At 39.1% G+C, this 11,237-nt stretch carries 11 protein-coding genes; 3 read left to right on the top strand and 8 right to left on the bottom strand.

Annotation, left to right across the window (positions count from 1 at the left end):
• Positions 1-381 precede the first annotated feature (381 nt).
• The 4 genes from GMJ66_RS18835 to GMJ66_RS18820 form a co-directional block, all read right to left on the bottom strand.
• A complete protein-coding gene (locus tag GMJ66_RS18835; protein ID WP_231514986.1) occupies positions 382-636 on the bottom strand; it encodes a DUF2187 family protein in 255 nt (84 codons plus the stop codon).
• 97 nt (positions 637-733) lie between these two features.
• Positions 734-1,468, bottom strand: a complete 735-nt coding sequence (locus tag GMJ66_RS18830; RefSeq protein ID WP_156291860.1) for an MBL fold metallo-hydrolase — start codon at positions 1,466-1,468, stop codon at positions 734-736.
• Positions 1,469-1,939: 471 nt separating this feature from the next.
• A complete protein-coding gene (gene metA, locus GMJ66_RS18825; RefSeq protein ID WP_156291859.1) occupies positions 1,940-2,845 on the bottom strand; it encodes a homoserine O-acetyltransferase MetA in 906 nt (301 codons plus the stop codon).
• Positions 2,846-3,065: 220 nt separating this feature from the next.
• Positions 3,066-4,646, bottom strand: coding sequence for a BCCT family transporter (locus GMJ66_RS18820; RefSeq protein ID WP_156291858.1), 1,581 nt, complete (start codon positions 4,644-4,646; stop codon positions 3,066-3,068).
• A gap of 335 nt (positions 4,647-4,981) precedes the next feature.
• Between GMJ66_RS18820 and GMJ66_RS18815 the strand changes: the two genes are divergently transcribed.
• The 3 genes from GMJ66_RS18815 (at position 4,982) to GMJ66_RS18805 (ending at position 7,042) form a co-directional block, all read left to right on the top strand.
• Positions 4,982-5,182 carry a cold-shock protein gene (locus tag GMJ66_RS18815; RefSeq protein WP_121522200.1) on the top strand — a complete coding sequence of 67 codons (201 nt, stop codon included), beginning with the start codon at positions 4,982-4,984 and terminating at the stop codon, positions 5,180-5,182.
• A gap of 244 nt (positions 5,183-5,426) precedes the next feature.
• Positions 5,427-6,158, top strand: coding sequence for an alpha/beta hydrolase (locus tag GMJ66_RS18810; protein ID WP_156291857.1), 732 nt, complete (start codon positions 5,427-5,429; stop codon positions 6,156-6,158).
• Between the two features lie 491 nt (positions 6,159-6,649).
• Positions 6,650-7,042 (top strand): ribonuclease HI family protein, encoded by a 393-nt coding sequence (locus GMJ66_RS18805; protein ID WP_156291856.1) that lies wholly within the window; start codon positions 6,650-6,652, stop codon positions 7,040-7,042.
• Positions 7,043-7,163: 121 nt separating this feature from the next.
• Here the strand turns inward: GMJ66_RS18805 and GMJ66_RS18800 are convergent, their stop codons facing one another.
• The 4 genes from GMJ66_RS18800 to GMJ66_RS18785 all read right to left on the bottom strand — a co-directional run bounded on the left by GMJ66_RS18800 (position 7,164) and on the right by GMJ66_RS18785 (position 11,230).
• Positions 7,164-8,090 (bottom strand): aminopeptidase, encoded by a 927-nt coding sequence (locus tag GMJ66_RS18800; protein WP_156291855.1) that lies wholly within the window; start codon positions 8,088-8,090, stop codon positions 7,164-7,166.
• A 37-nt stretch (positions 8,091-8,127) separates the two neighbouring features.
• Positions 8,128-8,898, bottom strand: coding sequence for an IclR family transcriptional regulator (locus GMJ66_RS18795; protein ID WP_156291854.1), 771 nt, complete (start codon positions 8,896-8,898; stop codon positions 8,128-8,130).
• A 116-nt stretch (positions 8,899-9,014) separates the two neighbouring features.
• Entirely contained in the window at positions 9,015-10,283 is a 1,269-nt protein-coding gene (locus tag GMJ66_RS18790; RefSeq protein ID WP_156291853.1) for a M20 family metallopeptidase, read from the bottom strand.
• On the bottom strand, positions 10,280-11,230 hold the full coding sequence (locus tag GMJ66_RS18785) for a DUF1177 domain-containing protein (RefSeq protein ID WP_156291852.1): 951 nt from the start codon (positions 11,228-11,230) through the stop codon (positions 10,280-10,282). Before GMJ66_RS18785 ends, GMJ66_RS18790 begins: the two co-directional genes overlap by 4 nt.
• Positions 11,231-11,237 lie beyond the last annotated feature (7 nt).

The raw sequence follows: 11,237 nt of genomic DNA, 5'->3' as shown, positions 1-11,237 counted from the left end.
GGGGGGCGTTCACTGTCACTTCCCGATTTTTGTCGAATGCATATTGTTCATTTCTCCAGGACGATAAAAAAGACAAACAGCACATAATAAAGTGCTTGTTTGCCTTTTGGTTTATATGAATCTTAACTCTTAAATGGTGTTTAAAAAATCCGGTGAAAAGGTGAAAAAGAAAATCATAAAAGGAGAACTTTGACTAGCTACCGAAACGTCCTCGTCCTGTGTCGAACGCCTGAAGTTACCACTTTCTGTACAAAGCTAAATTGGCTTGTTTTTTAAATTGCATACGTTAACAGCATACGTTCAGATTCAGCTACGTGAAACTCGCGCCTCGCCTACCTTCCCAGTCCCTTTTCCCTTCTTTTTAAACACACACTCCGAGATTTACTTACTCTTTTTCTCCACTACCTTATACTTGTGATGTGCTACTACTGTGTTGGAATAACCATGATTGATTTCCTCTAAATCTTTGTGGTTCATGGATGATAAATCAACAATGATACTGTTTTCTCCGTGAGACGGTAATACGGTTCCTTCCAAAAGTACATTATTTCTTTGAAACTGGATAATGTCACCAGGCTGAGCCCTCTTCTCATCTACTTGAAACATATCTACAAGACGATTCTTATCATTTTCCAACATATTCACCTTTTTCTTTGTGTAATAAACGCATACGCAAGACTTACTAAAACAAGTCTATTCATTTTAATCGCATCCAGGCGGTAGCAAATAATTCTTATAGAAAATAGGAGTCCACCTCACTTGCCAAGGCAACCTCTTTTCCAAAAATGTCTGATGCTTGTGTCTTCATTAATTCAAAATTTCCATCGGACGGCAAATGTGTTAACACCAGTTTACCGACATTTGCCTTTTTCGCTATTAGTGCTGCTTCCTTCGCATCCATATGTCCCGGTCCGGCGGTGTGTGTGCTTCCTTCACAAATGGTTGCTTCACAAAAAAATAAATCCGCATCTTTAGCAAAGTTTACTAATGATTCGAGATAAGTCGTGTCTGCTGAATAAACAAACACCTTATCTTTGTATGTAATTTTGACGGCATAACAAGGAATAGTGTGATTGACTGCTAAAAATTCAATCACAGCACCAGCCATTGTGAACGCTGACAACTCTTCTATCTTTTTATGTTCCGACTGTCGGCTTTGAATTTCCTGCCACTTATCATCTGGCTCAGAAGGCGATACAATAGGCATTTTGTCTTTCATTCTGTCATTACGCAATGCACCAGCAACAGCATATTGCAAAATACCGACATCAGCCATATGATCATAATGCAAATGGGATAATACAACACCGGAAAGCTGTTCCACTCTTGACTTCAGAGACAACTTGCTCATTACCCCACTGCCGCAATCCAGCAAAATCTGGCCTTCATCGGTGGTGATTAAATAACCTGCTGTAGCACCGCCCCGGGTTGGATAACCTCCCCAATAACCGAGTATGTCTATTTTCATTGTCTAAACTCCCTGTACTGCTAAGATAAAATACTAAAAGATGTTGTTCAAAGGTCCGGAAAAAGACACATCAAATAGGGGAACTTCGACTAAGCACCAACACGTCCTGTATCGAATGTCGAAATCACCACTTCCTGTAGAAGCTCGTTAGCTCAGTTCTTTCCGTTGCTCACGGATGATAAGGAAATTCTTCTCAAATCCCACACGTCCTTTCTTGAAAAGAACAGCCCTCTTTTTCTTTGGGCAACAGTGAGTAGCTGTCGAAGTATTCCTTGTCCTGTAGGCAATGTAGAAGTCATTACATCCTGAGCAAGCACCCTATGTTGGAGCTCACACCAACTCGAACCTCTCCGTCCTTTTCATCCATTTGAACACGCACTAATATGAATACTATTATACTATGAAAAGAAATGAATTTATATTATTTTACAAAAACTAAATATTGTTTGTCATCATTACTGGAAGATAACCTCACCATACATATGGTGTTTGCTGATATACATAGTAATTAAGCCAATTGGAAAAGAGCAGATGGCTATGGGAACGCCACTTATGCGGTGGACGTTGCGTGATATCGTCATTCGGAAAATAATTTTGCGGAATATTAATCTCTAATCCCCGGTCCAAATCACGTTGATATTCTTCCGCAAGTGTCATGGCATCGTACTCAAAATGACCTGTTATCATTATATTTTTTGCATCTTTTGACATGATAATAAACGGTGCATCTTCCTCTGATACCGAAAGCAGGAACAGGTCTGGATGGGCCTCTACTGCTTCCTTAAAAATTCCCGTATGCCTGGAATGGGGCGCGTGAAATTCCTCATCAAATCCACGTACTAATTTTACAGTTGGATCCGCAATTTGATGTTTAAAAATACCGAAGCATTTTTCCGGTAGAGGATGTTTTCCAATACCGTAGTGATAATACAAAGCGGCTTGTGCACCCCAGCAAATATTTAGTGTCGAGGTCACATTTTCCTTTGCCCAGTCCATAATTTCGGTCAGTTCTTCCCAATAATTGACTTCTTCAAATTCGAGATGCTCAATCGGTGCTCCTGTAATAATTAATCCGTCATAACGACTATCTTTCACTTTATCAAACGTCGTATAAAAAGAATCCAAATGATAATTGCTTACATGTGTTGAACGGTGTGTTGCTGTTCTAAGAAAAGTAATATTCACTTGTAGTGGTGTATTCCCCAGCAATCTTAAAAACTGCAGCTCCGTTTTTTCCTTTTCAGGCATTAAATTTAAAATTAATATATTTAGTGGACGAATATCCTGGGTCCGCGCTCGATCCTCATCCATCACAAATATCTTCTCTTTATTTAAAAGTTCCCGCGCAGGCAGTTCTCTTGGTATGTTAATTGGCAACTGTACCTCACCCTTCCCCTAAATTATCAGAATGTAATTACCATTATAAAATTAAAGTTGGTGCCTGTCACCACTTGAGTTTTATAATATTTTGTCGAGTTGGAATATTTTTTACTGTGAAGGCTTGATATTTGTCAGTTTGGCTTACTAAAATATATTAATAAAAAAGAGAAAAACTGCACCCATTCGACAAAATTCGGGAAGTGACAGGCACCGTTCGTTATTTTCGTTCTTTTTGTCCTTTTCTTTCGATATAAATTACATTCGTCCGGTACTCTCTATGTGCCTTGAGGTCTTCACCGGATGCCTTTATAAAGGACCATGCGAGTAAAACCATGATAAATATAACCGGGAAGCCTGCAACAATACTTGCTGTCTGTAACGTTTCCAGACCTCCTATAAACATTAACGTCATCGGTAAGAGCAATAGGGTAAATGCCCAAAACAGCCGATTCCAGCGTAATGGCTCGCCTGTATTAATGTTTTTCTGTACAACAGATGCCAATATATATGAAGCCGAATCGAATGTGGTTGCAAGGAAAATAAGGGCAAGTACCGTAAAAATCAAAACAATAATCCCTGAAATAGGAAGCTGGTTTAGTATCGCAATAATGGCTGCTGGTGCACCATGTTCATTCATAAACGCAATGACATCAAAGGAACCCGACAATTGTAAGTACAATCCGTAGTTACCAAGAATTCCAAAGAATAAAATACACCCAAGCGTTCCCCAAATCATCGTTCCTAAAATCATTTCTCTAATAGTTCTGCCGCGTGAAATTCTGGCAACAAACAATCCTACAAACGGGGCATACACAAGCCACCACGCCCAATAGAACACGGTCCATGCCTCCGGAAATCCGGAATCCTCAAATCCATTCACATTTGCAAGCGGTTCGAGCCAAGTGGACCATCGGAAGAAATCATCCAGTAATATACCGATACTTGTAATCGTTGTTTCACCTATAAATAACGTAGGTCCAAACAGGAAAATAAAACTTAAAATAAACAGTGCCAGGTAAATGTTAATATCACTTAAAACGCGAATTCCCTTTTGCAGCCCAGTGTAAGAACTGACAGCAAAAATACCTGTTGCTGCTAACATAATGATTGTCTGCAGTCCCATAGTAACAGGGATTCCAGTTATATCACTGACTCCCTCTGCAATCATTGGCGTACCAAGGGCAAGCGTCGTTCCTGCTCCACCCATTAACCCAAACATGAACAGCACATCAATCAATACACCAAGCGGACCATCTACTGCTTTTCCTAACACAGGACGAACAGATTCACTAATTTTTAGAACAGGCTTTTTTCGTACATAATAGAAATAAGCGATTGGTAGTGCTGGAAGCGTATAAATAGCCCATGCAATCGGACCCCAGTGAAAAATTCCATACGAAGCGGCATACTCAATAGCTTCTATGGACCTCGGTTCCACATTAAAAGGCGGTCCTTCATAATAATACGCCCACTCAATCGTCGCCCAATATAGAATACTCGACCCAATCCCTGCAGAAAACAGCATAGCAGCCCAGGAAAATGTCTTGAATTCTTTTTTTACATCCCTTCCACCTAGCTTAATTTTCCCGTACTTACTGAATGCAACATACAATAGAAAAAATAATGAACTAATTCCCAACAAAATATAAAATACCCCAAATTTAGTCGTCATAAAGGTATTAGCCAGATTTATTACTTCCGCCCCCGCTTCTGGGAAAAGTATAAGTGGTATGGTAACGGCTAAAATAATTACTAGCGCACCTATAAACGTGGGCCAATCGATAATTTTATTATTCATGATGTAAAAATCCTTTCGAAAGTAGTTTTAGAATGGCAATTAATAGAGTAGCTACACTTAATATGCTCCAAAATATAACAATCATGTCACTACTTTCTAATGGTTTTCATTTTTTTACCCATGATAATGGTTCTTTATCCGTGTTCTCCTGTACCTTCCATTTTTTTCTTTATAAAACTTTTTAAAAAATGTATATTTCCTTAAGATAACGTGGTATACTATGAATAACTTATTGATGTTCGTTAGCAATGGCACATATAATAGTAATAATGGTCTTGGTTATCTTGAACAGAAATAGTAATAAACGTGCAATAAGCACATGGAGGAATTTTCTTATGAACAAAGGTTCAGTAAAATGGTTTAACGCAGAAAAAGGTTTCGGTTTCATCGAAGTTGAAGGTGGAGACGATGTATTCGTACACTTCTCAGCTATCCAAGGTGAAGGCTTCAAAACTTTAGAAGAAGGTCAAGAAGTAACTTTCGATATCGAAGAAGGTAACCGTGGACCACAAGCAGCTAACGTTAATAAAGCGTAAGTGAGCTAAAAAAAGCTCTTCTCTTTTGAGAAGGGCTTTTTTTATTATCATTTTTGCATCTTTATATGGTAACTAAAAAACAATTTACAGAATACACGTAACATTATAAAATCAAAACAAACATATATTTACATTTTAGGAGGGTTTTTTTGAAATATCATGAGGGGGAATTTGCTGGAGCTAATGGAGCAGAAATCTATTATCAAACCATATTACCTGAACCACACCAAAAGCAGCAGTGATCATGGTTCATGGGCTGGGCGATCATATTGGCGAACTTCACAACATGATTCATACTCTAGTTGAAAATGAATATCTAGTAAATGTATTTGATTTACGTGGACACGGGAAAAGCTCAGGAACTCGAGGGTTTATTCAAAATTGGGAAGAATATCGAGAAGATTTACATACGTTTCGCAAAATTATTGGTACCGAATATCCGAATCTCCCTTTGTTTATTGTATCGCATAGTTTGGGCGGGGTAATAGGTTTGGATTACGTGTTGCAGCGCGGAAATGATGTTAGAGGATTAATTGCCATTTCACCAGCTATCTCCTATGAAGCATCGCGAATGGAAAAAATACTTATTGCTTTAATGGGTAAATTAAAACCCGATTATAAAGTGAAAAATGAAGAAAACTTGGAACGATTGACCCGCGACCCCGACATCATCGAAAAACTTAAAGCAGATGAATTACGGTATCATTTTGCAACACCTGGCCTGGGCAGAGGGATGATGCAAACCATTAAAAAACTGGAAAACCAGGCTGATACTATACAAACTCCACTGCTCCTACAGTTTGGACTTGATGATGAAATCTCACCGGAAACAAAACTCCGGCAGTTTTTTGACACTGTAGGTTCAAAAGATAAACAGAAAATAGAGTACGAAAATATGAGACACCGACCATTTGATGACATAGGCAAAGAAACCTTTTTGGAAGACATGCTAAAATGGCTAAATGAGCATATCTAATTGGTGCCAGTTACCTATCCTGTCGGCGGAATATAAAAAAGGAGAGATAGCCTCCCATCTTGGTGCCTCTTCTCTCCTTTTTTACCAAAGATTCTTAAAAGGAATCTTTCAACATATGAAGGTCTGAGAACCTCTAATCCTTCCGCTGTACCTATTCTTCACTACTTAATTCCAACGCGATTTCCTCTCCTGAAGCATTATGCAATTCATTACATAACTAGCCGCGTCCATTCTAATACAAAGCTGTGCTGTACCAGCTGGTTCATTACTTCCACGGTTAATCAATCTTCATTGCCTCCGGTAAATTCTTCGATGTTTGTGGCAATTTTCCCCGTAAGGACTCACTTCAATATAGCCAAAATCAGATTTTCTACAGTCACCAATTTAAGTACCAATTCAAAAACTAGCCTATAGCATCTAAAGCATGGTCATGATAAGATTTAAGAAGGCAAATACTAAAATTGTGATAACTAAACAGGAGTGTAATCGTTTTGATTGAAATATATACAGATGGAGCATCCAGTGGTAACCCTGGACCAAGTGGTGCTGGAATTTATATAAAAGCAAACAAAAAACAATATGAATATTCATTTGCATTAGGAGAGTTATCCAATCATGAAGCAGAGTTCCATGCGGTCATCAAGGCGCTCGACATTTGCAAAGAGAATTTTCCAAATGAAATATTATCCTTCCGCTCGGATTCCCAAATCGTTGTGAACACCATTGATCGAGACTATACAAAAAATAAAACATTTCTTCCCTTGCTGGAAAAAGTGAGAGAATTATCCGCCAATTTCCCTTACGTTTTTATTAAATGGATTCCGGAAAAACAAAACTATCACGCGGATAGACTGGCAAGAAAAGCCATTCAAACGAAGAATTAGGGTACCTGTTACTTCCTGTAATTCATCGGATTGTCATACTGTCTAGTTAACTAGTAATAGAAAAAGCTGCTGGAAACGATCATTCCAGCAGCTTTTTCTATGTTTTCTGAACCTCCGTGATTTAAAAAACAACCTGCTCCCCATCAATAATCACGATGGGAGCTTTAATCACACAGTCAACGTGGACTCCCGCATCGGTTACCCCACCAAAGGATTTGTTACTGCCAAATGCAATATGCACGGTTCCAAATACTTTTTCATCTTCTAACACATTCCCGGTTAATCTTGCCTTTTTATTTGTTCCTATTCCAAATTCAGCAATCGTTCTTCCATCACCATCACCAAGCATTGCGAGTAATTGCTTGCCTTTTTCACCACTGGCATCTACCAGTCTACCATTCTCAATAGTCAACGTAATCGGTTCATTCAACACTCCAATTCCTGCAATGGAACCATCTATCATCACACAACCATTAGCGGAATCTTCCAGTGGTGCAATATAACTTTCACCAGATGGCAAGTTACCCGATTCTCCAGGCTTCCTGAAAACACCTGTACTAGGAACTGCGTTACGTCCATTTATTGAAAAGGTAAGCGTACAATTTTCTTTCTGAATCTCAACTAGTTCTCCTTTTTCCAGCAACTCACCGTACTGGGCGGTTAACTTTTCCACTACGGCATAATCTGCAGCAATTGCCCCTTCTTCCAGCATGTCCAATGTGACACCAGGCATCGTAGCGACTCTAGCTCCCGCTTTCGAAGCCTCTTTTCGAGCATTTGTATGTGTTAACGACTGTTTGGTGATACAAAGGACGACATTAGCTGCTTTCATAGCCTCACTTACTGCCCTTGGCGGTTCCTCCCCGGGTTTGCCGCGGGTAATCATTTCCATCAGCAAGCTTTCCTTACCAATCATCTTTCCCGCCTCATAAAAAATCTTCCCAATTTCTTTTAGATGCTCATCCGTTACGACTAAAATCTGTTCTCCATCTTTTACATGTAAATTTTGATGCAGAACGTTTTTCGCAACTTCTATATAGCTTTTCATCGTCGTTTATTCTCCTTCTACCAAAGATCATCCGCCACTATTTAGGTCTTATCTCAAGCTGATACCTTGTAATGATATCCTCCACTTCATCTTTCGTTTCCTGTAGGAGAGGAAGAAATTCACGCACCCTTTCATCAGACATTCTGAAAACTGGACCTGAAACTGTAACCGAACCAATTATGCCGTTTGCCCTGTCAAACAAAGGAACTGCGATCGCAATGACTTCTGGTGTGTACTCCCCTTCACTCATTGCCCATCCCTGTTTTTTAATTCGCTTTAATTCGTTTCTCAAATCATCAGGATCTGTCATCGTATTTTCCGTAAACTGTTCAAATTGACATTTTTCTATATACTGTTCAATAAACTCTTCCGACATATATGCTAAGATAGATCGATAGGAGGCACCTACATATAATGGAGCTCTGCTTCCAACCGAAACAGAGAATTTCACTTTATTTTTCGGTTCCACTGTTTCCAGTGTAACAGCTTCATTTTTATCCAAAACGGTTAAGAAAACAGATTCCCCTGTTTTTTGACTTAACTCGTCCAATACCGGAGTGATGATTTCTTTGATATTTAGACCATCATACATGGTCATGCCTAACTCCAACGCGGCAAGACCTAATGAATATTTTTTGGTAACCGGGTCCTGATAGATAAAATTATTCGCCTCAAACGTTTCTAGTATGCGATATATTTTTGCATGGTCCATCTGCAATTCATTTGCCAGTTCTCTTCCGCCCCAGACTGGTTTATCCTTTGTAAACATTCGAATGACCTTTAGCGCTAAATCTAGTGTCTTTAACATAAGAATCCCCCTATCAATCAATAAAACTTAGATAATCTATTCTTATCATATCAAAAAAGGAAACGTTTATCCCCAAATGATAGTTCAGATTATCTAAGTTTCTATCATGGCCTAAACTATTTTGAATATAGAAAATCAATGACTGCAGCAATATAAACTTTCGCACAGGTAATAATCTGTTCCACTTCTACCTTCTCATTGTAACCATGTATACTCGGCAGGTATGCTGGTCCATATTGCAATACCGGAATATCATGATTTCTAAAATGACGGGCATCACTGCTTGCCCACTGCATCACACCGTACGCTTCTTCATTCGTTACAAACGTAATATTATCCGTAATTGCTCTGCAAACAGGATCATTCGCATCAGTAAAGTTTGCATGACTTCTAAAGCCTAGGGCACGTATTTCATACTGAATACCCAATGCATCTAATTTTTGAGTAATAAAATCAGTTACCTCATCTTCGGTAATACCAAAGGGCAAGCGGCAATCTACCTGTACTTTACAATTTTCCGGGATGACATTTGATTTAGTGCCGCCTTGAATGGTCCCAATGTTAACAGTCACCTTTTCCAATACTGGTTGGAATTTCACACGGTCCTTTTCAACCTCTCGCATATATTTCTTAGAAACTTCAATAAGAGGTTTTACTTCATCTGGAAGCTTAATATCCAGATCCCATAATTTTTGAATTTCACCAATCGCTTTCACTGCATCTACAATCGCATTTCTTCCTGCAATCGGTGATAAGCTTCCATGTCCTGGTTCACCAAATACTTCCAGTTCAAACCAGTAGGAGCCTTTTTGACCAATCGTTGGATTCCGTGGTGAAGATGGCTCAGCAATTAAGCAGCCGTCCCCGGTAATAATCCCTTTATCAAGCAACCAAGGTACGCCATATTCCCCACCTGTTTCTTCATCAGGGACAATAGCTAGTGAAAGCTTTCCTGGTAATTCAATATTCATCTGTTTTAATAATGTAAAAGCAAAAATTAAACCAGAAAGCCCAGCTTTCATATCACTAGCACCCCTGCCTAACATCCACCCATCTTTTACTTCTCCAGAAAAAGGATTGAAATCCCATTTGGACAAGTCACCAGCGGGAACGACATCGGTATGCCCACAATAAATTAAATGCTTTCCGTCTGAACTACCAATACTTGATACAAGGTTGTACATCTTATCGTTGGATTCGTACCATTCCACGTCCAAGCCAAACTGTTTAATATAATTCGCGACAAATTGACTGATTTCCGTTGAATCACCTGGTGGATTTTCACTCGGAATTTTAATTAACGAACTGCATAGATTGATTAATTCATCTTTTCTCGCTTCCACTTCATCAATTAATTTTTGTTTCAGTTCTGTCTTATCACTCATCGTGTAACCTCCTGCTTTCCAAGGGTTTGTAGGTGCGTCATTTTACCATATAGATTTTCTAAATGGCGAAACTCATCTACATCATAGAATGCACATTTTCCTTCGCCATAAACTTTCGCAACTTCGATGACAAACCGAACAACTTGTTCTATATCCGTCAAATGGGTCGCACCTGTTCCACAGCCAGCGACAGCTGTTTGTGTAGTAATCGCAACACCTACAACCGGACTTGCCGTTGCAACAGCAGGCTGAAGAATACTGTTTACATGATAAACATCATTTCCATAAGGGGTAATATCTTGTGTTGTAATTGGCATTGTCACAGGCAATGTACCCGTTGATTGTGTATAGGTATGAAGTAAGTCATCACTTACTTTTAAAATATATCCTTCTTTAACGGTTGGCGTAAGCGCAAATCCTTTATGGTTCGTAATCAAATTTCCTTTTGTCGTATCAATAGATAAAATCGCATCCATTTCCTGTGTTACTTCATGATGATTCATCGTCAAAATATCAACAGGAGAATTCATGAATGGCACTGGATCATGTGGTAATGTTGGAGCAGTTGGACAAATGTGCGTCGTTAAAATAACGTCCCCTTCCAAGCTATCTCCTTTTCTCGTCATATCCAGCAATTTTGCAGCTGCAGACATCGCCGATAAAGCACCATCCCCATCGGAAACAAATCCTTTCATCTCAGGACGTGCGCCAATTCCACCAAGGCGGCCGATAATACCTAAAGTCGGTGCATTTCCCCCCTTCGATTTACCATTAACACCTGGAATCGACACTTTAACAAAATCAGTAGTACCCTTTTCACCTTTTACTGTTTCAACAGAAACTTCTCCGTCACCATTTATTTGGTTTAAATAATTACTTACATCTTCACCTGTTACGTGAATACTATCCATTAATTCATAAAGTTCCATAACGTGTTTGAATGACATCTACTTT

It is taken from the genome of Oceanobacillus salinisoli (genome assembly GCF_009733865.1).
In the GTDB taxonomy this organism is placed as follows: domain Bacteria; phylum Bacillota; class Bacilli; order Bacillales; family Amphibacillaceae; genus Oceanobacillus; species Oceanobacillus salinisoli.
This window is presented reverse-complemented; position numbering and strand designations above follow the sequence as displayed.

Coding starts and splice junctions, on each gene's coding strand:
- GMJ66_RS18820 (WP_156291858.1), bottom strand. CDS start 4,646: ATGAATAATAAAATTATCGATTGGCCCACGTTTATAGGTGCGCTAGTA.
- GMJ66_RS18815 (WP_121522200.1), top strand. CDS start 4,982: ATGAACAAAGGTTCAGTAAAATGGTTTAACGCAGAAAAAGGTTTCGGT.
- GMJ66_RS18830 (WP_156291860.1), bottom strand. CDS start 1,468: ATGAAAATAGACATACTCGGTTATTGGGGAGGTTATCCAACCCGGGGC.
- GMJ66_RS18800 (WP_156291855.1), bottom strand. CDS start 8,090: ATGAAAAGCTATATAGAAGTTGCGAAAAACGTTCTGCATCAAAATTTA.
- GMJ66_RS18785 (WP_156291852.1), bottom strand. CDS start 11,230: ATGTCATTCAAACACGTTATGGAACTTTATGAATTAATGGATAGTATT.
- GMJ66_RS18810 (WP_156291857.1), top strand. CDS start 5,427: ATGGTTCATGGGCTGGGCGATCATATTGGCGAACTTCACAACATGATT.
- GMJ66_RS18795 (WP_156291854.1), bottom strand. CDS start 8,898: ATGTTAAAGACACTAGATTTAGCGCTAAAGGTCATTCGAATGTTTACA.
- GMJ66_RS18790 (WP_156291853.1), bottom strand. CDS start 10,283: ATGAGTGATAAGACAGAACTGAAACAAAAATTAATTGATGAAGTGGAA.